Origin of the sequence: Pseudomonas sp. GM30 (assembly GCF_000282275.2) — a bacterium.
In the GTDB taxonomy this organism is placed as follows: Bacteria; Pseudomonadota; Gammaproteobacteria; order Pseudomonadales; family Pseudomonadaceae; genus Aquipseudomonas.
This window is the reverse complement of record NZ_AKJP02000009.1, coordinates 1-21788: the sequence shown is the minus strand read 5'-3', so window position 1 is coordinate 21788 and position 21788 is coordinate 1. Positions and strand designations below refer to the sequence as shown.

17 protein-coding genes are annotated in these 21788 nt (G+C 62.0%); 8 read left to right on the top strand and 9 right to left on the bottom strand.

The genetic code is table 11. The features are described 5' to 3' along the window. Positions 1–261: 261 nt before the first annotated feature. From PMI25_RS06730 to ilvD, 4 genes are all read left to right on the top strand, one after another. Positions 262–1335, top strand: coding sequence for a SagB family peptide dehydrogenase (locus PMI25_RS06730; protein WP_007964165.1), 1074 nt, complete (start codon positions 262–264; stop codon positions 1333–1335). Then, positions 1332–2309, top strand: coding sequence for a diiron oxygenase (locus PMI25_RS06725; RefSeq protein WP_007964166.1), 978 nt, complete (start codon positions 1332–1334; stop codon positions 2307–2309). The genes PMI25_RS06730 and PMI25_RS06725 overlap by 4 nt, the downstream gene beginning before the upstream one ends. Beyond that, positions 2302–3534, top strand: coding sequence for an MFS transporter (locus tag PMI25_RS06720; RefSeq protein WP_007964168.1), 1233 nt, complete (start codon positions 2302–2304; stop codon positions 3532–3534). Before PMI25_RS06725 ends, PMI25_RS06720 begins: the two co-directional genes overlap by 8 nt. 257 nt (positions 3535–3791) lie before the next feature. Continuing rightward, on the top strand, positions 3792–5633 hold the full coding sequence (gene ilvD, locus PMI25_RS06715; RefSeq protein WP_007964170.1) for a dihydroxy-acid dehydratase: 1842 nt from the start codon (positions 3792–3794) through the stop codon (positions 5631–5633). Positions 5634–5800: 167 nt separating this feature from the next. Here ilvD and PMI25_RS06710 read toward each other — a convergent pair whose 3' ends face one another. Further along, positions 5801–6856, bottom strand: coding sequence for a hypothetical protein (locus tag PMI25_RS06710; RefSeq protein ID WP_007964172.1), 1056 nt, complete (start codon positions 6854–6856; stop codon positions 5801–5803). 241 nt (positions 6857–7097) lie between these two features. On the opposite strand from PMI25_RS06710, the gene PMI25_RS06705 reads away from it, so the two are divergent. Next, positions 7098–8489: an L-cystine transporter gene (locus PMI25_RS06705; RefSeq protein ID WP_007964174.1), complete on the top strand. Its 1392-nt coding sequence runs from the start codon at positions 7098–7100 to the stop codon at positions 8487–8489. A 114-nt stretch (positions 8490–8603) separates the two neighbouring features. Here the strand turns inward: PMI25_RS06705 and PMI25_RS06700 are convergent, their stop codons facing one another. Next, positions 8604–9116 (bottom strand): dihydrofolate reductase, encoded by a 513-nt coding sequence (locus PMI25_RS06700; protein ID WP_007964176.1) that lies wholly within the window; start codon positions 9114–9116, stop codon positions 8604–8606. Positions 9117–9201: 85 nt separating this feature from the next. Here PMI25_RS06700 and PMI25_RS06695 point away from each other — a divergent pair, with 85 nt between their 5' ends. Together PMI25_RS06695 and PMI25_RS06690 are read left to right on the top strand one after the other, a co-directional pair. Further along, on the top strand, positions 9202–10575 hold the full coding sequence (locus PMI25_RS06695; protein ID WP_007964178.1) for a DUF2868 domain-containing protein: 1374 nt from the start codon (positions 9202–9204) through the stop codon (positions 10573–10575). Then, positions 10568–11944 carry a GTPase/DUF3482 domain-containing protein gene (locus PMI25_RS06690; protein ID WP_007964180.1) on the top strand — a complete coding sequence of 459 codons (1377 nt, stop codon included), beginning with the start codon at positions 10568–10570 and terminating at the stop codon, positions 11942–11944. The genes PMI25_RS06695 and PMI25_RS06690 overlap by 8 nt, the downstream gene beginning before the upstream one ends. 113 nt (positions 11945–12057) lie before the next feature. On the opposite strand, the gene PMI25_RS06685 is transcribed toward PMI25_RS06690, so the two are convergent. The 7 genes from PMI25_RS06685 to PMI25_RS06655 form a co-directional block, all read right to left on the bottom strand. Then, entirely contained in the window at positions 12058–12615 is a 558-nt protein-coding gene (locus PMI25_RS06685) for a phosphonate degradation HD-domain oxygenase (RefSeq protein WP_007964182.1), read from the bottom strand. Continuing rightward, positions 12615–13748: a TIGR03364 family FAD-dependent oxidoreductase gene (locus PMI25_RS06680; protein ID WP_007964183.1), complete on the bottom strand. Its 1134-nt coding sequence runs from the start codon at positions 13746–13748 to the stop codon at positions 12615–12617. Before PMI25_RS06680 ends, PMI25_RS06685 begins: the two co-directional genes overlap by 1 nt. 165 nt (positions 13749–13913) lie before the next feature. Next, entirely contained in the window at positions 13914–14939 is a 1026-nt protein-coding gene (locus PMI25_RS06675) for a putative 2-aminoethylphosphonate ABC transporter substrate-binding protein (RefSeq protein ID WP_007964184.1), read from the bottom strand. A gap of 47 nt (positions 14940–14986) precedes the next feature. Beyond that, positions 14987–16711 carry a putative 2-aminoethylphosphonate ABC transporter permease subunit gene (locus PMI25_RS06670; protein WP_007964185.1) on the bottom strand — a complete coding sequence of 575 codons (1725 nt, stop codon included), beginning with the start codon at positions 16709–16711 and terminating at the stop codon, positions 14987–14989. Next, on the bottom strand, positions 16711–17787 hold the full coding sequence (locus PMI25_RS06665) for a putative 2-aminoethylphosphonate ABC transporter ATP-binding protein (protein WP_007964186.1): 1077 nt from the start codon (positions 17785–17787) through the stop codon (positions 16711–16713). The genes PMI25_RS06670 and PMI25_RS06665 overlap by 1 nt, the downstream gene beginning before the upstream one ends. 256 nt (positions 17788–18043) lie before the next feature. Continuing rightward, positions 18044–18907: a LysR family transcriptional regulator gene (locus PMI25_RS06660; protein ID WP_007964187.1), complete on the bottom strand. Its 864-nt coding sequence runs from the start codon at positions 18905–18907 to the stop codon at positions 18044–18046. A 16-nt stretch (positions 18908–18923) separates the two neighbouring features. Then, positions 18924–21239, bottom strand: a complete 2316-nt coding sequence (locus PMI25_RS06655; RefSeq protein ID WP_007964188.1) for a heavy metal translocating P-type ATPase — start codon at positions 21237–21239, stop codon at positions 18924–18926. A gap of 84 nt (positions 21240–21323) precedes the next feature. Here PMI25_RS06655 and cadR point away from each other — a divergent pair, with 84 nt between their 5' ends. After that, on the top strand, positions 21324–21773 hold the full coding sequence (gene cadR, locus PMI25_RS06650; protein ID WP_007964189.1) for a Cd(II)/Pb(II)-responsive transcriptional regulator: 450 nt from the start codon (positions 21324–21326) through the stop codon (positions 21771–21773). The last annotated feature ends 15 nt before the right edge of the window (positions 21774–21788 follow it).

Here is a 21788-nt window from a genome sequence, read left to right as displayed (position 1 = left end):
CAAAATTAATAGAAATTTCCTACCCAAGTATCGCTTGCCAATAATTCATTACAACCTATTATTAAGTTGTCACCACGACGGTGACATTCACTCTCAATGAACAAGGAGTTCATACTTATGAAAGCAATTACTCTGGAAACCAACCAAATCGCAAACCTGGCCTTCCTGGTTGCGCCTAAAGCCCGCTAAGTGAGCCAGAACGCTGGGGAGTGCCGGCACCCCAGCGTTCTTTCGACCCTTTTCCAGAGTGATCAATACAACATGCACATCAATCCTTATTTATTCATATTGCCGCGCACACCCGGACAAATTGTCTGGAATTATAAAGATCATACCCAACATGAACTTGACCTGACTTACTCTTGCCGACTTGCACAACTTATCAATAACCCGGAACAGTTCGACAGACGCAACATAATAGACTCACAACTTCTGAACGCGGGCATTTTAACCGTTGCAAAAATAGACAGCCCGCCATGGGGCTGGGATGAATTGTCGAAGATTTATCATATCGGCACCCAGAACATTCCCTGCGAACAGATACCCCAGAATATTCAAGAGTGGTCCAGGCAATACCTGAACCATTGCAGCGCTGTGCTGACCACACCGGCACCCGCGCAAGATCGCCCGATCCATCAAGACAAACCTCTGATCACCCTGCCCGCCTCTGCGGCTCTGACCGTCGCCAGCCTGGGCAATGTCCTGCGTCTGAGAAAAACCTGCCGCTCATTCACTGGCGCAGCGATCACCCTCAATGACGTCGGCACGCTGCTGTATCTCTCGCTGGGCTTTCTTCGCCATCGCGACAATGACCGCGACGAGAGCATCGCCGAGGGCCTCGGCGCCCGTCGCAGCAGTCCTTCAGGTGGCGGGTTGAATGCCTGTGAAGGATTTCTTCTGGCACGCAATATCGAGGGCCTGGAACCGGGCATTTACGCCTATCACCCGGCAGAACATGCGCTCAGCCGGGTCAATCCATTGCCCGAACCCGCGCTCGGCCATTTGCTGGCGGGTCAGCACTTCATCAACAATCTGCCGCTGGGTCTGTTCATCACCGCTCGTTTCGACAAGCTCTGGTGGAAGTATGAACACTCGCGCGCCTATCGCATGGCGTTCGTCGAGGCCGGTCACTTGTCGCAGACTTTTCAACTGGTGGCCACGGCGCTGGGCCTGGGAACGTGGCTGACCGGGGCCTTCGCCGATCGTCAGGTCGAAGCCCTGCTCAAACTCGAAGGCAGCGCTGAACAACCGTTGTTCTTTGTCGGCTGCGGTGCCAGTGACGGTCAGGCGATGTGTCAGGAAATGCGCGACCTGTTGCAGGAGACACATCCATGAGCGCGCCAACCGCGGATCAGCCCGAAGCGCCAGAGTCCTCGGCGCTTCGATTCACCCTCGGCGATTGGGACAACCACGCTTCGGTGCGCAACAGCCGGCACGCCTACCAGTTACCCGCAGACCTGCCGTTGCAACTGCAAACGCGCTTCTGGTTTCCGCCGGCATTCCTGCCGTACCTGTCCCACCCGGCCATCGAAACCGCAGGCAGCAGGGTCATGCATCGACTCGCAGCCAGTCACCTGGTGCACTTTCTCGACTACACCACGCTGCTCGAGCACCGCATCGTCAACCGCGCCGTGGAAACCATCGTCCACGGCGAGTTGCCCGCATACATTCCTTCACGGATGAAAACCGCCGCGCTGCAGCTCTATACCGACGAGGGTTATCACGCGTTGTTCTCCCATCGTCTGGCCGAACAGATCGCCGAACTGCATGGTTTCACCGGTCGTCCGCAGATACCGCTGCGCATTACCCGCCTGACCGGTCAGATCGCCCGAACGCCGGAAAGCAAACGCCCGCTGGCATGGTTTCTGCTCGGTTTCGTTTCGGAAACCATCATTGCCCGGGAACTGCTGGATGTGTGTCGGGAAACGCTGGTCAGCAGCGTGAATGACATGTTGCGCGACCATCTCGCTGATGAAGCGCGCCACAGCCGGTTTTTTTCCGAGGTCTTCCACTACCTCTGGTTGACCCTGAACAGCCGCCAGCGCGCCTTCGCGGCCAGAACCTTGCTGGAGACCCTGGCGACCTTCTTCGAAGTCGACGAGCAATGGCTGCACCAAAGCCTGCGCCGTGCCGGCATTGGCGAAGGCGCAATCAAGGAAATCCTCGACAGCCTGACCAACGAAGCGGCCAGCCGCCAGCGTGCCCGATCCGGAGCCACGGCTACGCTTGCTGCACTCGAAAAAGCCGGATTCTTCGCGCTACCCAACAACCGCAAACTTTTCGCCAAGGCAGGACTGATCGATGCTTGAAGGAAGAACGGTGGTAACGACTCGACAACGACGCGGGGCGATCAGCCTGCTTTTGGCCATGGTGCTGCTGGGGGTGTTTCCGCTGGACGTCCTGCTGCCGTCGTTCCCGGCGCTGGCCGAACACTTCGCCAGCACCCCGACCGACATTGCCCTGTCGATCAGCCTGTTCGCCGTGGGCATCGCCTTTGCCCAACTGTTGATCGGGCCGTTGTCCGACGTTATCGGGCGCAAGGGCTTGTTGCTCGCCGGCATGGCTGTCTCGATCCTCGGCGCCATCGGTTGTGTAATGACCAGTGACTACATGCTGTTCATGACCTTTCGCATCGTGCAGGCCATCGGTTGTGGCTGTTTCGTCCTGTCACAGGCGCTGGTGCAGGATCTGTTCGAGGGCGCCGAGCGTGATCGTCTGCGGATCCTGATGGTCACGGCATCGGGGATCTTTATCTCGATCTCACCGCTGGCCGGCACCTTTCTGCAGGCGACCCTGGGCTGGCGTGGCAGTTTCTGGCTGTTCATCGCTCTGGCAGTGGTGGTGTTGCTCAAGGCCTGGCTGTTTCTGGAGGGTGGTCGGCCCGCCGTCAAAGCTACACCGCTCAACTTTCTCCGCGCCTATCGACGGGTGCTGGGGGATTTCGAGTTCGTCGGCTACTGGTTGATTTCGGCTTTCGCATTCGCCTGCCACTTCTCTTTCATCGTCATTTCGCCGCTGATCTTCATGGATCAATTGCAGCTCTCAGCCTACGACTTCTCGCTGATCCTGCTGATCTACGGTGCGGCCTATGTCACTGGCGGGATCGTCGCCACGCTGTTGAGCCGGCGAATCTCGCCCGGACAGCAAATGGTGGTCGGGCTGAGCCTGATTCTGCTGGCGGGGCTGGTGATGCTGTTCATGGCCAGGCACCTTGCGCTCTCGGCGGCCACGGTGCTGATTCCGATGTTGATCTGCACCGCCGGCACCACCATCGCACGCCCCGCAGCCACGTCGCGGGCCATGAGCCTGTTTCCCGATAATGCCGGCACCTCGGCTTCGGCAGGCAGTACGATCATTTTCATCTGTGGTGGCTTGATCAGCGCCTTGATCAGCCTGAGCCCAAGCAACCTGCAAGCCACCCTCGGCTACTGTTTTGTCCTGCTCAGCTGCATCGCGCTGGCGTTGAACAAGCGGATCAGCCATCGCGCCAGCATCATCGAGAACGGCGCCGTCACACCCTCTGGCAGCGATTGAGCCTGCCGGTCGTCATGCCACACGCACCGTCGGCACTGGAACAATGCTTTGCGCCATTCCCTCCAGACGCCAGCGGTGTAGAATCGGCTGATTCATCGCCATTCATCCCCCGGCGGGTTTATGAGCTCAGGCTGAGGCAAGCGGCGATCCCGCAAAGTCATCGGCAACATCCAGGACACACGGCCATTTCTGAGTGTTCCAGACGTCAATAGAAGCTCACTCCCTTTTGATACCTGATTAGCCGCCCGGAGTGCTCCATGCCAGATTACCGCTCGAAAACATCCACCCACGGCCGCAACATGGCCGGCGCCCGCGCACTGTGGCGTGCCACCGGGATGAAAGATGACGACTTCAAGAAGCCGATCATCGCCATTGCCAACTCCTTCACCCAGTTCGTGCCGGGCCACGTGCACCTCAAGGACCTCGGTCAACTGGTTGCCCGGGAAATCGAACGTGCCGGTGGCGTCGCGAAAGAATTCAACACCATCGCCGTGGATGACGGCATCGCCATGGGTCACGACGGCATGCTGTATTCGCTGCCGAGCCGCGAGATCATCGCCGACTCCGTCGAATACATGGTCAACGCTCACTGCGCCGACGCCATCGTCTGCATCTCCAACTGCGACAAGATCACCCCGGGCATGCTGATGGCCGCCCTGCGCCTGAACATTCCGGTGATCTTCGTCTCCGGCGGCCCGATGGAAGCCGGCAAGACCAAACTCGCTTCCCACGGCCTCGACCTCGTCGACGCCATGGTGATCGCCGCCGACTCCAGCGCTTCTGACGAGAAAGTCGCTGAATACGAACGTAGCGCCTGCCCGACCTGCGGCTCCTGCTCCGGCATGTTCACCGCCAACTCGATGAACTGCCTGACCGAAGCCCTCGGTCTCGCACTGCCGGGCAACGGTTCGACCTTGGCCACCCACAGCGACCGCGAGCAGCTGTTCCTGCAGGCCGGCCGCACCATCGTCGAGCTGTGCAAGCGTTACTACGGCGAGAACGATGAATCGGTACTGCCGCGCAACATCGCCAACTTCAAGGCGTTCGAGAACGCGATGATGCTCGACATCGCCATGGGCGGTTCGACCAACACCATCCTGCACCTGCTGGCTGCCGCCCAGGAAGCCGAGATCGATTTCGATCTGCGCGACATCGACCGTCTCTCGCGCAGCGTGCCGCAACTGTGCAAAGTGGCGCCGAACATCCAGAAGTACCACATGGAAGACGTGCACCGCGCTGGCGGCATCTTCAGCATCCTCGGTTCCCTGGCCCGTGGCGGCCTGCTGCACACCGACCTGCCGACCGTGCACAGCCGCAGCATGGAAGAAGCCATCGCCAAGTGGGACATCACCCAGACCACCGACGAAGCCGTGCATCACTTCTTCAAGGCCGGCCCGGCGGGCATCCCGACCCAGACCGCTTTCAGTCAATCGACCCGTTGGGAAACCCTGGATGACGACCGTGAAAACGGCTGCATCCGCAGCTTCGAACACGCCTATTCGAAAGAAGGCGGCCTGGCCGTGCTGTACGGCAACATCGCTCTTGATGGCTGCGTGGTGAAAACCGCCGGCGTCGACGAGTCGATCCACGTCTTCGAAGGCAACGCGAAGATCTTCGAAAGCCAGGACAGCGCCGTGCGCGGCATCCTCGCCGACGAAGTGAAGGAAGGCGACATCGTCATCATTCGTTACGAAGGCCCGAAAGGCGGCCCGGGCATGCAGGAAATGCTCTACCCGACGTCGTACCTGAAATCCAAAGGCCTGGGCAAAGCCTGTGCACTGCTCACCGACGGTCGCTTCTCCGGCGGTACTTCCGGTCTGTCGATCGGCCACGCTTCGCCAGAGGCTGCGGCCGGCGGCGCGATCGGTCTGGTGCAGGACGGCGACAAAGTGCTGATCGACATCCCGAACCGCTCGATCAACCTGTTGGTCAGCGATGAAGAACTGGCTGCGCGCCGGGTCGAGCAGGACAAGAAAGGCTGGAAACCGGTCGAACAACGTCCACGCAAAGTGACCACCGCGCTGAAGGCCTACGCCCTGCTGGCGACTAGCGCCGACAAGGGTGCGGTGCGTAACAAGGCGATGCTCGACGGGCTGTAAGCTTCAAGCGTCGAACACAAAAATGCCCCGCCTGAGTGCGGGGCATTTTTTTGCTTGGCTGAAATTGTTGGTGAGCATGAGGCCCCCATCGCGAACAGGCTCACTCCTACAATTGAAATGCGTTCCCCTGTAGGAGTGAGCCTGCTCGCGATCGGAGCGACTCGGTCTTACTGAATTTCCTCGGGCTTGACGATCACCCAGTTCTTGTCCGCCGTCACCGGCAATCCTTCCTTGGCCTGCGCCGCTGCATGCTTGGCCATCATGCCGTTGAGCTGGGTCATGTATTTGTCCTTGCGGTTGACCCACAGGTGAATGCCACCCTTGGCCACATCCACATCGTGGAACAGCATGTAGCCGTCGCTGCTCGGGGTATCGCCACCCACCAGTACCGGTTTTTTCCACTCATCGATATAGGTCAGGATCGCCGCGTGCTTGCCGGCCATCCAGGTCGCCGGGGTCCACAGGTACGGGGTCAGTTCGAGGCCGAGGTTGGCCTTCTCGTCATACTTGCCGGCGGTGATCTGTTTGCGCGCAGTGGTCAGTTCGCCGGTTTCGCGGTTCTTCAGCAACGTGGTCACGCCGATCACGTTCTGCGGTTTGACGTTGTAACCGTACTTCGGATCGGCCGCGACCATGCGCACCAGTTCTTCGGAAGCGGCGGTCATCACGTAGACCTCGATGCCGTTCTCCATCAGCTTGTTGTACAGCTCTTGCTGGCCGGTGAAGATCTTCGGCGGGTTGACGTCGAGTTTCTTCACCACATCGCCTTCGTAGTAAGTGGCCGGCACCGGTTTGCCCGACGCCATCAGCTCATCGACGTAGCCCTTGAGTTCCTTGAGAGTGAAGCCGGAGAACACCTGCGCTACCCACGGGTAGCAGACCATGTCGTCGACTTCGCACAGGCGATAGTAGTAACTGAACAGGCTTTCCTTGTGGTCAGCAGTGTCCTTGAACGGCATCAGTTTCAGGGAGGGATCGAGTTTGTCGCGGGTGAGCAGGCCCTTGTTTTCCATGAACGGCAGCAACGACTCTTCAAGGTCATAGCGGTAACTGGTGTTGTCCATGTCGAACACCGCGTAGTTACCCTTGTTGGCGTTGGCCGCGATCATCGCGTCGAGTGCCTTGGCCTGATCCGCCGGCCAGTGCTTCAGGTCGGTGGCGAATGCATGAGCGGCCAAGCCCAATCCAAGAACCACAGCGAGCATTTTCGGTGCGAACTTCATCGGCGTTTTCTCCCTGACTGAAAGACATCGACGCTAACAAATAAGTGTGACAGTCCTCGTCTGTCAGCGACCGCTTACGTCTCCTCAACGCCAGTTGCATTGCCGAGAGCGACAAGCGCTTATTCCAAAAACGACGGACAACCTGCGATTTCGGTATTAATTCATTGGAAATCAAACTGTTAGGCTTGCCGGTTCGCAGTTGCCCAAGAATGCGACTGGCACAAGTCTTATCGGAGTCTTCATGAATCTGCCGCTGATCCTCAATCTGCTGGTGTTCCTCGCCCTGCTCTTCGGTCTGGCGCAAACCCGCCACACGACGTGGAGCCTGGCGAAAAAAGTCCTGCTCGCGCTGGTGCTCGGCGTAGCGTTCGGCGTCGCCCTGCACACTGTTTACGGTGCCGGCAACCCGGTACTGAAAGCCTCGATCGGCTGGTTCGATCTGGTCGGCAACGGCTACGTGCAGCTGCTGCAAATGATCGTGATCCCGCTGGTGTTCGCCTCGATCCTCAGCGCGGTGGCGCGCCTGCACAACGCCTCGTCGCTGGGCAAGATCAGCTTCCTGACCATCGGCACCCTGCTGTTCACTACCGCGATCGCGGCGCTGATCGGTATCGGCCTGACCAACCTGTTCGGCCTCACCGCCGAAGGCCTGGTCGCCGGCACGCAGGAAATGGCCCGTCTGCAAACCATTCAGACCGACTACGCCGGCAAGGTCGCCGACCTGAATGTGCCGCAGCTGCTGCTGTCGTTCATTCCGCAGAACCCGTTCGCCGATCTGGCCCGGGCCAAGCCGACCTCGATCATCAGCGTGGTGATCTTCGCTGCGTTCCTGGGGGTTGCTGCGCTGCAACTGCTCAAGGATGACGTCGAAAAAGGTCAGAAAGTGATCAACGCCATCGACACCCTGCAAGCCTGGGTGATGCGTCTGGTGCGTCTGGTGATGAAGCTGACCCCGTACGGCGTGCTGGCGCTGATGACCAAAGTGGTCGCCGGTTCCAACCTGCAGGACATCATCAAGCTCGGCAGTTTCGTCGTGGTCTCGTACCTCGGCCTGGGCCTGATGTTTGTCGTGCATGGCCTGCTGGTGTCGGCCGCCGGGATCAGCCCGCTGCGTTTCTTCCGCAAGATCTGGCCGGTGCTGACGTTCGCGTTCACCAGCCGCTCCAGCGCGGCGAGCATTCCGCTGAGCATCGAAGCGCAGACCCGTCGTCTGGGGATTCCGCAGTCGATCGCCAGTTTCGCCGCCTCGTTCGGTGCGACCATCGGCCAGAACGGTTGCGCCGGTCTGTACCCGGCAATGTTGGCGGTGATGGTGGCGCCAACCGTGGGCATCAACCCGCTGGATCCGCTGTGGATCGCGACGCTGGTGGCGATTGTGACCTTGAGTTCGGCCGGTGTGGCCGGGGTCGGTGGCGGCGCGACGTTTGCCGCACTGATCGTGCTGCCGGCGATGGGCTTGCCGGTGTCACTGGTGGCGCTGCTGATTTCGGTTGAGCCGCTGATCGACATGGGTCGTACGGCGTTGAACGTAAGTGGTTCGATCACCGCCGGTGCAATTACCAGCCAGGTGATGCAGCAGACCGATAAAGAACTGCTGGACGCGGATGAGCATGCGGAGCTTGCTCAGGCCTGACAGCAACACAGTCTTGTGGCGAGGGAGCTTGCTCCCGCTGGGTTGCGAAGCGACCCCAACATCTTGGGCCTGCTGCGCAGGCCAGCGGGAGCAAGCTCCCTCGCCACAGGTTAATTAAGCCTTTTCCCAGACCTCGAAGTTGTACGCAGGCTTGTCGCCCTCAACCGGATTCGGCACGTTCGACACCAGCTTCCACTGGTTCAGATCGAACTCCGGAAACCACGCATCGCCTTCCGGGCTCAGCGCCACTCGGGTCAGATACAAACGATCCGCCTGCGCCAGCCCCTGTGCATACAACTGCGCGCCGCCAATCAGCATCAACTCATCGACGCCCTGCGCTTTCGCCCACTCCTCGGCGCGCACCACGGCGGCTTCCAGCGATGGATACACTTCCGCCCCTTCCAGCAGCAGATCTGGCTGACGGCTGACCACGATGTTCAAGCGCCCCGGCAGCGGACGGCCGAGGGAATCCCAGGTCTTGCGGCCCATGATGATCGGCTTGCCAAGGGTCGTGGCCTTGAAGTATTTGAAGTCCCCCGGCAGGTGCCAGGGCATGCTGTTGTCGACGCCGATCACACGGTTTTCACCGAGGGCTGCGATCAGGCTGAGGGGAAGTGATTTAGTCATGCCGGCGAGGATACCAGAGCCTCGCTTGACCCGATAAGCGCCACAGCGGTTATGCTCACTGCTCAATCGAGCAACGGAATGGCGCGTGACTGAACTGACTCCACTGCAAAACCTCTGGTTGACGGAAACCATCCGCCTGCGCGAAGAACACGCAGGTCCCCTGGAAGATCTGGAAGCCAATCGTCTGGCCCGCACGGCCGGCGGCGATCTGCCGGGCCGTATTCAGCGCCGCGCCGTGTGGCTGGCCGAGCGCGACGGGCTGAGCGCAGCACTCAGGCACTGGCTGCAAGGCGCGCGTCTGGCGCTGGTGCTGCTGGTGATTTTCGCGCTGCTGAGTGGCGCCGGTCTGGCCTTCGCCGCGCTGAGCCAGACGCCGGTCAATGTGTTCTGGGCCCTAGGCAGCCTGCTCGGGCTGAACCTGATTCTGCTGCTGAGCTGGGCGCTGGGGCTGATCTTTGCCGGTGAACACGGCGCCACCCTCGGGCGCTTGTGGTTGTGGCTCAGCGAAAAACTGGCCCGTGACGCGAAAGCTGCGCAACTGGCACCGGCCCTGCTGCTGATGTTGCAACGAAGGAAACTCAATCGCTGGGCACTTGGCACACTGGTCAATGTCCTGTGGTTGCTGGCGATGCTCAGCGCACTGGTGCTGTTGCTGACGCTGATGGCGACCCGGCGCTACGGCTTCGTCTGGGAAACCACAATCCTCAGCGCTGACACTTTCATCAACCTGACCCAAGCCCTCGGCGCGCTGCCGGCACTGCTCGGCTTCAACGTGCCGACCGTGGAGATGATCCGCGCCAGTGGCGGCGCAGCGCTGGATATCGAAAGCGCACGCCAGGCCTGGGCAACCTGGCTGGTCGGCGTGCTGGTGATCTACGGCGTGCTGCCGCGCCTGCTGCTGGCGCTGCTGTGCTTCTGGCGCTGGAGTCGCGGCAAAGCCGCGCTGACCCTGGACTTGAACCTGCCCGGTTACGCCCAGTTGCGTGAACGGCTGATGCCAACCAGCGAGCGTCTCGGCATCAACGACGCCGCGCCGGAGCAATTGCATCGTGTCGAAAGCAGCGTCAGCGAACACGCCAGCGACGGCGCCCTGCTGGTGGCCATCGAACTCGACGATCAGCGCCCATGGCCACCGGTCCTGCCGAAAACCGTGAGCAACGCCGGGATCCTCGACAGCCGCGAATCAAGGCACAAGCTGCTCGAACAACTCAGCCGTTTCCCCCCGGCGCGCCTGCTGATCGCCTGCGATCCACGGCGCTCACCGGATCGCGGCAGCCTCGCGCTGATCGCCGAACTGGCGCGCAACGCCAGCGCCACCCGCGTCTGGCTGCTGCAAGCACCGCCCGGTGAAGCGCTGGACAGCGCCCGCCTCGGCGACTGGCACGTGGCGTTGCAACAACTGGAGCTGCCGTTCGCCGATTGCGCGCCGATGAACTGGCTGGAGAACGGTCATGACTGATGCCCGCAAAGCCCCGCTGAAACTCGCGGTGGTCGGCCACACCAACGTCGGCAAGACCTCGCTGCTGCGCACCCTGACCCGCGACGTCGGCTTCGGCGAAGTCTCGCACCGGCCGAGCACCACCCGACATGTCGAGGGTGCGCGGTTGTCGGTGGACGGCGAGCCGCTGCTCGATCTGTACGACACGCCGGGGCTGGAAGACGCCATCGCCCTGCTGGATTTCCTCGAGCGTCTGGAGCGCCCCGGCGAACGCCTCGACGGCCCGGCGCGATTGGCGCGGTTTCTCGACGGCAGCGAAGCGCGCCAGCGTTTCGAACAGGAAGCCAAAGTGCTGCGGCAACTGCTCGCCTCTGACGCCGGTCTGTATGTGATCGACGCCCGCGAACCGGTGCTGGCCAAATATCGCGACGAACTGGAAGTGCTGGCCAGTTGCGGCAAACCACTGCTGCCGGTGCTGAACTTCGTCAGCAGCGCCAATCATCGCGAGCCGGATTGGCGCGAAGCGTTGGCGCGGCTTGGCCTGCATGCGCTGGTGCGCTTCGACAGCGTGGCGCCGCCGGAAGATGGCGAGCGGCGCCTGTACGAAAGCCTCGCGCTGCTCTTGGAAAACGCCCGTCCGCAACTGGAACGTCTGATCGCCGATCAACAGGCCCAGCGTCTTGCCCGCCAGCAAAGTGCGGCGCGCCTGATCGCTGAACTGCTGATCGATTGCGCGGCGTGCCGGCGCAGTGTGGTCAGCGAGGCCGAGCAGGAACAGCAAGCGATCAGCGAACTGCGCAAAGCCGTGCGTCAGCGCGAACAGAAATGCGTCGAGGCGTTGCTCAAGCTCTACGCGTTTCGCCCGCAGGACGCGGCGGCCAGTGACTTGCCGCTGCTGGATGGACGTTGGGGCGATGACTTGTTCAACCCGGAAACCCTGAAGCAACTCGGCGTGCGTGTTGGCGGCGGAATTGCAGCAGGCGCTGCAGCCGGGGCTGGCGTGGATTTGCTGGTGGGCGGGATTACCCTCGGTGCGGCGGCATTGGCCGGTGCGATTGCCGGCGGCGCGCTACAGACTGCGCGCAGTTATGGCAGCCGCCTGCTCGGCAAGATCAAGGGCCAGCGGGAGTTGACCGTGGATGACGGGGTGCTGCGGTTGTTGGCGCTGCGTCAGCGGCAGTTGTTGCTGGCGCTCGATCAGCGCGGACATGCGGCCATGGACGCGGTTCAGGTCGCCACCCCGCAGGACAAGACCTGGCGCGAGGGCAAGTTGCCGGATGCGCTGAGCAAGGCGCGGGCGCATCCGCAGTGGTCTTCACTCAATCCGCATGCGAAGTTGAATCAGGCGGAGCGGCAGGAGCAGATTGAGTTTCTGGCTGCAGATTTGTAGCGCCTGAACCGGCCCCTTCGCGAGCAAGCTCGCTCCCACAGGGTTTTGTGTTCTGACCACGATCCAATGTGGGAGCGAGCTTGCTCGCGAAGGGTACGACTCGGTGCCACGGCTTAAACCGCCAGCAGCCGCAGCGCTTTCTCCTTCAGCAAACCCAACTCCATCACCGGCACCCCCATCTCCTTGGCCAACTCATCCCACTGACGCATGCGCAAACTCACGGCACACAACGGATCGCGTTCAAATGCATCCGCTTCGGCCTCGCTCATCATCCCACCCTGATATTCCAGGGTTCGGCGACTCGCTTCACTCAAACGCTCGAAATACCCCGGCTCACGCAACGTAAGGTACCGCTTGGCCTGCACGTGATATTCCACCAGCCGCGCCAGGCGCTCACTGAATCCCGCCTCACGCAAATAATCCGCACCCAACCGCTCATGGCTGACCACGCCATAACCGCCCATGTTCTCGACACCTTCGACACATAAATGACCGATGTCATGAAAGAACGCCGCCAGCACCACTTCATCATCAAAGCCTTCAGCCATCGCCAACTGCGCTGCCTGAGACATGTGCTCGATCTGCGACACCGGCTCGCCGATGTAATCGCGGGTGCCAAAGCGTTCGTACAAGTCGAACATTCGGTCGACGACCTGTTGCTGATCCGCCATCAGATTTCCTCCAGCCACTGCGCGACATTGCGCTCGGCCAGTGCCGGGCCGACGCTCATGCCGACGCCGGTGTGCATCAACGCCACACTCAGCCCCGGGGCCGGGCGCAGCAACGAAAACGGCCCCGGCCCCCGTGCACCATAGACGCCCTGCCAGCGCTCGACCACTTGCACCTTGCAGCCCAGCGTGTGCTCGGCCAGTTCGAGCATCCAGTTGTCGACCTGCTCGGCGTTGAACGGCGACGGATCGATGCCGTAATGGTGCGAGTCGCCGATGATCAGCTCGCCATACGGCGTCGGGCTGATCAGCAGGTGAATGCCGTTGTCGTGCAGGTGCGGCTGCTCGCGCAGGATTTGCGCCTGCACCGCCGACGCTTGCGGCAAATCGGCGAAGGCGCCGTAGTGCACGCAGCTCAAACCGGTGAGCAAGGCGTGTTGCAGATTCAGCTCGATTTGCGGTTTGGCGCGGAGCATTTGCAGGCGGCAGATCTGCGGCTCGAGCGCGGCAATTGGCTCGGCCAGCAGGGTCTGATAATCGTGGCCGGAGCAGACGATGATCTGCTTCGCCGTGTAACTGCCGGCAGTGCTGTGCAGGCGCCCGGGTTCGACGTCACGCACCAGCGTCGAGAAGTGAAACTCGACGCCGAGGTCGCGGCGTAGGTAGTCGATCAACGTGGGGATTGCTTCGCGCGAGTACAGCTGTTGATCGTCCAGGCCGTGCAACGCCGCGCGATGGTGGCTGAACTGGCCGTGGTACAGATCACGCAGTGCGGCGCCGCGCAGCAAGGCCACGTTGTAACCGTGCTCCACGGCGCGGCCGTTACAGAAAGCTTCGAGGAGGTGTTCATCGGCTTCCGTGCGGGCGAACAGGTACGAGCCGTTGCGCTTGATCTTAAGACCGGCGAGTTGTGCCCAGTCACCCCAAATCTCGCGGCTGGCCTTGGCCAGTTCAAGCATCGGGCCCGGCGGCTGGCCGGTGACCAGCGCCTGACCGAAGTTGCGCACCGAAGCGCCGAGGGGCGTGGCGGTGCGTTCGAAAACGCTGACCTTGAGGCCGCGTTTGGCGGCGGCGTAGGCGTGGGACAGGCCGAGGATGCCGGCGCCGACGATCAGCAGGTCTTTGTGTTGGGTCATAAAAGCAATCCCGCTTGTGTGGCGAGGGAGCTTGCTCCCGCTCGGCTGCGCAGCAGTCGTAAATTCAGCAGGTGCGCAGTGCCTGACACTACTCGTTTGCAGAATTTGGGACCGCTTCGCGCTCCAGCGGGAGCAAGCTCCCTCGCCACAGGCTGTGTGAGTCGGCTATTTCGCAACGACTTTCTCGGACTTGCCGTCATACCGCTTGCGCCACTCGGTGAGGATCTCGTCGCGGTTTTTCGAGGCCCAGGCGAAGTCGTTCTTGATCAGACGCTGCTCGTAGTCGGCCGGCAGTTCGGTCTGTGGTTTGGCAATGCCCGGCTGCGCAAGCACCGCGAAATTCTCCTTGTACAGGTCCATCGCCTCGGCGCTGGCGGAGAAGTCCGCGAGTTTCTTCGCCGCGTCTGCATGCGGCGTGCCTTTGATCACCGCTGTGGCTTCGATCTCCCAGCCCAGGCCTTCCTTCGGCAGAATGATGTCCAGCGGCGCGCCCTGGCGCTTCAGCTGTACGGCTGGATACTCAAAGGAAATGCCGATCGGGAATTCGCCTGCCGCCGCCAGTTTGCAGGGCTTGGAACCGGAGTGAACGTATTGGCCGATGTTCTGGTGCAGACCGTCCATGTAGGCCCAGCCTTGCTTCTCGCCGAAGGTTTGCAGCCAGGCGCTGACGTCGAGGAAACCGGTGCCGGACGACGCCGGGTTCGGCATGACGATCTTGCCCTTGTACTCAGGCTTGGTCAGATCCTGCCAGCTCACCGGTTTGCTCAAGCCCTGCTTCTCGGCTTCGACGGTGTTGAAGCAGATGGTCGCGGCCCACACGTCCATGCCGACCCAGGCTGGCGGGTTGGCGGCGTCGCGGTAGTTCGCGCCGATCTTGCCCAGATCCTTCGGTGCGTAGCTTTGCAGCATGCCCTGCTGATCGAGGATCGCCAGGCTCGACGCGGCCAGGCCCCACACCGCGTCAGCCTGTGGACGGGCCTTCTCGGCCAGCAGTTTGGCAGTGATGATCCCGGTGGAATCGCGCACCCACTTGATCTCGACGTCCGGGTTGGCCTTTTCGAACGCGGCTTTGTAAGCGGTCAGTTGCTCGGCTTCGAGGGCGGTGTACACCGTCAACTCGGTTTTTGCCGCGAAGGCATTCAGGCTGAAAGTAGCGAGCACAGCAGCGGCCAGGGCCATAGGCTTGAACATGATCGTTTTCCTGTCGGTGAGTTGAGGCTGTAGGGATAAGTCGTCAATCAGTGACCGGGCGCGGTTTGCCGCCAGGCCTGGGAACGGCGCAGCAAGCCGCGCGAAGCCCACGCCAGCAGCAAGGACACGCCTGCCGAGGTGAACAGAATCAGGGTCGACATCGCCGCCGCGCCGCCGACGTTGCCGGCGTCGTCCATGTTCAGCACCGCGACCGCCGCGAGGATGGTGTCGGGGCTGTAGAGGAAGATCGCTGCGGACACAGTGGTCATCGCCGAAACGAACAAATAGCGCACGATATCCAGCAGCGCCGGCAGGCAGATCGGCACGGTGACGCGCAGGTAGTGGCGGTACAGCGGCGCCTTGAGCGACAGCGCGGCGGCTTCGAACTCGGCGTCGAGCTGACGCAGCGCGGTGGTCGCGGTCATTTGTGCGGTGGTCAAATAGTGAGCAATGGTGCAGACGATCAGCAGGGTCATGGTCCCGTACAGCACATGCAGCGGGTTGCCGCTGAGATTGAAGAAGAAGACGTAACCCAGACCGAGCACCAGCCCCGGCACTGCCATCGGGATGAAACTGAGCATGCGCAACGTCAGGTTGAGGCCGCGCTGGCTGCGGGTTTTCTCCATCAGGTAAGCGCCGGTGAAGATCAGCACGCTGCCAATCAGCGCCGTGCCCAGCGCCATCTTCAAGCTGTTGCCGTAGGCCAGCCAGCCACCGCCGGCAGTCTCGTTGAACTGGTAGTGATTGAGCGAAAGCGACAGGTTGTACGGCCAGAACTTCACCAGCGAGGAGAACACCGCCATGCCGAACACCAACAGCAAAGCCGCGCTGATCAACAGGACAATCGCCAGATAGCAGGCATCGCGCAATTTCGACGGCGCTGGTTTGAACACCTGGGCGCGGCCGCTCATGGAGTCGCCGTGACGACGACGCAGCCAGGCATCGACCCCAAAGCTGAACAGCGCCGGCAGCAACAGCACCATGCCGATCAGCGCGCCGCGCCCGAATTGCTGCTGGCCGACCACGGCTTTGTAGGCTTCCAGCGCCAGCACTTGATAGTCGCCACCGACCACCACCGGCACGCCGAAATCGGTGATGGTCAGGGTGAACACCAGACAGAACGCGGCGAATACCGCCTGGCGGGTCGCCGGCCAGGTGATGCTGCGGAAAGCCTTGGCCGGACTGGCGCCCATGCTCGACGCCGCATCGAACAGCCGCGCATCCGCCAGCGACAGCGCCGACAACAGAATCATCAACGCATGGGGAAAGGTGTAGATCACCTCGCCCAGCACAATCCCCCAGAACCCGTAGATGTTGTCCGAGAGCAGCCCGCGCAACATGCCCTGGTTGCCGAACAGATAGACCAGTGCAATCCCCGGCAGCATCGACGGCGCCATCAACGGCAGCAGGGAGATCCCGCGCCAGATGCCCTTGGCCGGAATCAGTGTGCGTTGCAGAGCGTAGGCAAACAGGTAGGCCAGCGGTACGACGATGGCCGCAACGCTGAGGGAAACCTTCAGGCTGTTGCCGAGCAGCCAGTGGAAATTCTCGCTGCTCACCAGCTCCTTGGCGGCGAGCCAGCCACCGCCCTGCCCGGCCTCGCTGCTGAAGCCACGCCAGAAGATCGCCAGCAACGGCAGCAGCACAGCGACACCGAGCAGTAACAGCAGCAGGAGTTTGCCGCCGAGGACGAAGATCCGGTCACCGACCTCGGCCCCGGACACTCGCCGCGCCTGCTTGTGCGGTAGCGGCAGTGCGATGTTCGCGCTCATCAGGCAAACACCTGCAGGCTGCGCGGTGGCAAGGCGACCATGATCTGCTGGGCACCGAGGCGCGGCATGGCTTCCGGCGCCAGTTCAGCGAGCAGCGCGTGGCCCGGCAATTGGTCGAGCTCGAAGCTCATGCGGCAGCGATTGCCGAGAAAGGTGATCTCACGGACTTTCGCCGGGAACAGGTTCTCTTCGTGCACCAACGGATTGACGCTGATTGCTTCCGGGCGGCAGAACAGTCGGCCCGAGGCGCCGCTGACGCTGCCATCGGCCAGACGCACATCCATCCCGCCAACCCGGGCGTGACTGGCGCTGCTGCGCTGGAACGGCAGCCAGTTACCCTGCCCGACGAACTCGGCCACGAACGGCGTGGCCGGGCGGTTGTAGATTTCCTGCGGGGTAGCGTACTGCTCGACGCGGCCGTTGTGCATCACGGCGATGCGGTCGGCCATCAGCATGGCTTCGTCCTGATTGTGCGTGACCATCAGGGTGGTGATGCCGAGGTTGCGCTGCAGTTGGCGCAGTTCGGTGCACAGATGCTCGCGCACTCGAGCGTCCAGCGCCGACATCGGTTCATCGAGCAACAGCAGCGACGGCGCCGGGGCCAAGGCCCGGGCGAGCGCGACTCGCTGTTGCTGGCCGCCGGACAGTTGGCCCGGGTACTTTTTCTCACTGCCGCTGAGGCCGACCAGTTCCAGCATCTGCCCGACACGACGGCGCACTTCGTCGCGACCACTGCCGGCGAGGCCGTAGGCAATGTTCGCTTCGACCGTCAGATTGGGGAACAGCGCGTAGGACTGGAACAGGATGCCGTAGTCCCGGGCTTGCGGCGCGAGGTGCGAGACATCGCGATCACCGAGGTACAACTCGCCGCAGTCCTGCTTCTCCAGCCCGGCGATGCAGCGCAGCAGCGTGGTCTTGCCGCAGCCCGACGGGCCGAGCAGGCACACCAGCTCACCGGCGGCGACATCGAGGGAGACATTATCCAGCGCGGTGAACGCGCCGAAGCGCTTCTGCACGCCGCGCACTTTCAGCGGCGCGCCGGGGTTGGTCAGGGCAGTTGCGATGGCAGGATTCATGGACAGACCTCATCAAGCAGATGGGGCCAATCCTAGAGTTGTAATGCGTCCGTCATGTGGCAGTGAGGCAAAAACGGCTGATAGTGGTATTCGGGGATTTTGGTTCAGGCCTCAAGTCATGTGTTGCCTGGTCTGGCCTCATCGCTGGCAAGCCAGCTCCCACAAGGATCTTCAGTGAATGCAGATTTTGTGAACACCTGAAATACCTGTGGGAGCTGGCTTGCCAGCGATGGGGCCAGTTCGAGCAGTGAAGAAATCAGGCCGGGGACATTTCCTGAGCCAAGCCGAGGAAGGCCGCCGGCAACCGCGCCCCCTTGCGCTCCTTGAGGCAATACAGATACTCGGGAATCTGCGGCGCATTCTCGATGGTCAGCACCCGCAATTGCGGATCATGCGGTACTTCCTGGCGGGCAATGATGCTGATGCCGATATTGCGCAGCACCGCCTCGCGGATCGACTCGCGGCTGCCGATCTCCAGCAGCGGCCCGAAACTGACCCCGGCGCTTTGCAGCAACTCCTCGGTCAAACGGCGGGTGGTCGAGCCCGACTCGCGCATCAACAACGTATGCCCGGCCAGCGCACTCAACGCCACATGCTCCTGCGCCGCCAGCGGATGGTTGCGATGCACCGCCAGCACCAGCGGATCGCTACCCAATACCCGGCGAATCAAGCGCGCATCCTCAAGCAACTGCGACGATGCCGCGACATCCACCCGGTAATCCTCCAGCGCTTCGAGCACCTGCTGCGAGTTGCCGATTTCCACCGACACTTCCACCTGTGGCAGACGCTCGCGGAAGGTCTTCACCAGATCGAGGATGTAATACGGCGCAGTGGCAGCGATGCGCAACGTGCCCTGCACCTGACCGCTGTTGCGCAGGAAGAACTCGATGTCGGCCTCCTGCTGCAACAGCGCCTTGACCATCGGCAGCAGCCGCGCGCCTTCGTCGCTGACACTCAGGCGCCGACCGCCACGGTAGAACAGCTCCACCGAATAGTGGCTTTCCAGGTTGCGGATCTGCGTGGTCACGGTGGGTTGGCTGAGGCCGAGCTTTTTCGCCGCCAGCGTGATGCTGCCCAGGCGGGCGACCATGTAAAACGCTTTCAGCTCGGCACTCAGCACAACCATCCCTCATCGTTTATTTGCGCAGCAGGCGCAAACCGTTGAACACCACCAGCAGGCTCACGCCCATGTCGGCGAACACCGCCATCCACATGGTGGCGAGTCCGGCGAAGGTTACCCCAAGAAAGATCGCCTTGATCACCAGTGCCAAGGCGATGTTCTGTTTCAGGATGCTGGCGGTATTGCGCGACAGGCTGATGAACGCCGGGATCTTGCGCAGATCGTCGTCCATCAGGGCGACATCGGCGGTTTCAATCGCGGTGTCGGTGCCGGCCGCCGCCATGGCGAAACCGATTTCGGCCCGCGCCAGCGCCGGGGCATCGTTGATGCCGTCGCCGACCATGCCGACCCGATGACCCTGTGCATAAAGCGCTTCAATGGCTTGCAGCTTGTCGGTCGGCAACAAGTCGCCCTTGGCCTGGTCGATGCCGACTTGCGCCGCAATGGCTTGTGCGGTGTGCACGTTATCGCCGGTGAGCATCAGGGTTTTCACCCCGAGGGCGTGCAACTGGCGGATCGCTTCGCGGCTGCTTTCCTTGACTGTGTCGGCCACGGCAGACAGCGCCAACGGGCCGGAACTGTCGAGCAGCAACACCACGGATTTGCCCTGTTTCTCCAGCGCAAACAGCTTCTCTTCGAGTTGCGGCGAGCACAGGCCCAACTCTTCGACCAGACGGTGGTTGCCCAAGTGATAGGTCTGGCCGTTGACTTGGCCTTTCACACCGCGACCCGCCAGCGCTTCAAAGTTATCCACACTGAGTACGGTGAGGTTTTTATCCACAGCCGCATTGGCGATCGCCAGCGACACTGGGTGATCGGAACGCCCGGCCAGCGCGGCAGCAATGGCCGGGGCTGTGGCGTCAGCGGTCGGGTCGAGCGACAGGTAATCGGTCTGCACCGGTTTGCCGTGGGTGATGGTGCCGGTTTTGTCCAGCGCCAGATAATCGAGCTTGAAGCCGCCCTCCAGGTACACGCCACCCTTGACCAGAATGCCCTTGCGCGCCGCTGCCGCGAGGCCGCTGACGATGGTCACCGGGGTGGAGATCACCAGCGCGCACGGACAGGCAACCACCAGCAACACCAGCGCACGGTAGATCCAGTCGAACCACGCCGCGCCCATGAACAGCGGCGGAATGATCGCCACGGCCAGCGCCAGCACGAACACCACCGGGGTGTAGATTTTCGAGAATTGATCGACGAAGCGCTGCGTCGGCGCCCGCGCCCCCTGAGCCTGTTCGACGGCGTGGATGATCCGCGCCAGGGTCGAGTTGTTCGCCGCCGCAGTCACCGAGTATTCCAGCGAACCGGCCTGGTTGATGGTGCCGGCGAAGACTTTATCGCCGATGGTTTTCTCCACCGGCAGGCTTTCACCGGTGATCGGCGCTTGATCGATGGTCGAACTGCCGCTGACCACTTCACCGTCCAGCGCAATACGCTCGCCGGGTTTTACCCGCACACGGGCACCGAGTTCGACGCTTTTGACCTCTTGTTCGATCCAGTTGCCATCGGCCTGCTGAACCGTGGCCTGTTCCGGGGTCATCTGCATCAGGCCGCTGATGGCGTTGCGCGCACGATCCAGCGAGCGCGCCTCGATCAACTCGGCCACGGTGAACAGGAACATCACCATCGCCGCTTCCGGCCACTGCCCGATGAACACCGCACCGGTCACCGCGATGCTCATCAGCGCGTTGATGTTGAGGTTGCGGTTCTTCAGGGCGATCCAGCCCTTTTTATAGGTGGTCAGGCCGCCGCTGAGGATCGACACCAGCGCAATGATCGCCACCACCCAGGTCGGCGCGGCGTTGGTGAAGTGGATCACTTCCGCCGCCAGTGCGCCGACGCCGGACAACGCCAAGGGCCACCAGTGTTTTTTCACCGGGGCCGAGGCCGGGGCTTCGACGCCCGCCTCCAATGGCTCGGCGTGCATGCCCAGCGAGGTGATCGCCTCGGTGATCGGTGCGGTATCCGGCAGGTTGTGGGTCACGCCGAGCACGCGATTGATCAGGTTGAATTCCAGCTGCTGCACGCCGGCCAGTTTGCCGAGTTTGTTCTGGATCAGCGTCTGCTCGGTCGGGCAGTCCATCGCTTCGATGCGGAAACTGCTCAGGCGGGCGTCAGCGCTGGTCTTTTCGCTCAGTTGCACCAACGCAGGCGCGGCGACTGTCGACGAGCAGCAAGAATCTTCGTGCGAATGAACCGGTGCCGATGCTGCGGCTTTCGACCCGCAGCAGGAATCGCCGCCATGTTCGTGCTTATGCACAGGCTGCAATTTATGGCTGTGGCTATGATCGTGCCCGTCGCCGGGCTTGTGGGTGTGCTGGGAATCGCTCATTGGTCGCGTCCATGAAGGTGCCTGTTGCCAAGTAAAGACCCTGTAGCCACTATAGGGTCAAGCACCCATTTGGAGATGGCCGTCATGAAGATCGGCGAACTGGCGAAACTCACCGACTGCGCCGTGGAAACCATCCGCTATTACGAGCGCGAAAACCTCCTGCCGGAGCCGGCGCGCAGCGACGGCAACTACCGCGTCTACACCCAGGCTCATGCCGAACGCCTGACCTTCATCCGCAACTGCCGCACCCTCGACATGACCCTCGAAGAAATCCGCAGCCTGCTGGCCATGCGCGACAGCCCGCAGGATCAGTGTGCAAGCGTCAATACGCTGATCGACGAGCACATCCAGCATGTGAAAGCGCGGATTGACGGGTTGCTGGCGTTGCAGACACAACTGCTCGACCTGCGCCAACGCTGTGGCGAAGGGCCGGGGGCGGATCAGTGCGGGATCTTGCAGCGGCTGGAGGTGAGTGGCGGGGTTGTGGCGACGGAGGTCGAACACTCCCACGTAGGCCGCAGCCACGGCCATTAAGAACACCCTAAAACA

Bases quoted from the DNA above. Each gene is read 5' to 3' on its own strand.
- PMI25_RS06665 (WP_007964186.1), bottom strand. From the start codon at position 17,787: ATGAATCCTGCCATCGCAACTGCCCTGACCAACCCCGGCGCGCCGCTG.
- PMI25_RS06655 (WP_007964188.1), bottom strand. From the start codon at position 21,239: ATGAGCGATTCCCAGCACACCCACAAGCCCGGCGACGGGCACGATCAT.
- ilvD (WP_007964170.1), top strand. From the start codon at position 3,792: ATGCCAGATTACCGCTCGAAAACATCCACCCACGGCCGCAACATGGCC.
- PMI25_RS06690 (WP_007964180.1), top strand. From the start codon at position 10,568: ATGACTGATGCCCGCAAAGCCCCGCTGAAACTCGCGGTGGTCGGCCAC.
- PMI25_RS06710 (WP_007964172.1), bottom strand. From the start codon at position 6,856: ATGAAGTTCGCACCGAAAATGCTCGCTGTGGTTCTTGGATTGGGCTTG.
- cadR (WP_007964189.1), top strand. From the start codon at position 21,324: ATGAAGATCGGCGAACTGGCGAAACTCACCGACTGCGCCGTGGAAACC.
- PMI25_RS06720 (WP_007964168.1), top strand. From the start codon at position 2,302: ATGCTTGAAGGAAGAACGGTGGTAACGACTCGACAACGACGCGGGGCG.
- PMI25_RS06725 (WP_007964166.1), top strand. From the start codon at position 1,332: ATGAGCGCGCCAACCGCGGATCAGCCCGAAGCGCCAGAGTCCTCGGCG.
- PMI25_RS06685 (WP_007964182.1), bottom strand. From the start codon at position 12,615: ATGGCGGATCAGCAACAGGTCGTCGACCGAATGTTCGACTTGTACGAA.
- PMI25_RS06700 (WP_007964176.1), bottom strand. From the start codon at position 9,116: ATGACTAAATCACTTCCCCTCAGCCTGATCGCAGCCCTCGGTGAAAAC.
- PMI25_RS06680 (WP_007964183.1), bottom strand. From the start codon at position 13,748: ATGACCCAACACAAAGACCTGCTGATCGTCGGCGCCGGCATCCTCGGC.
- PMI25_RS06705 (WP_007964174.1), top strand. From the start codon at position 7,098: ATGAATCTGCCGCTGATCCTCAATCTGCTGGTGTTCCTCGCCCTGCTC.
- PMI25_RS06675 (WP_007964184.1), bottom strand. From the start codon at position 14,939: ATGTTCAAGCCTATGGCCCTGGCCGCTGCTGTGCTCGCTACTTTCAGC.
- PMI25_RS06730 (WP_007964165.1), top strand. From the start codon at position 262: ATGCACATCAATCCTTATTTATTCATATTGCCGCGCACACCCGGACAA.
- PMI25_RS06670 (WP_007964185.1), bottom strand. From the start codon at position 16,711: ATGAGCGCGAACATCGCACTGCCGCTACCGCACAAGCAGGCGCGGCGA.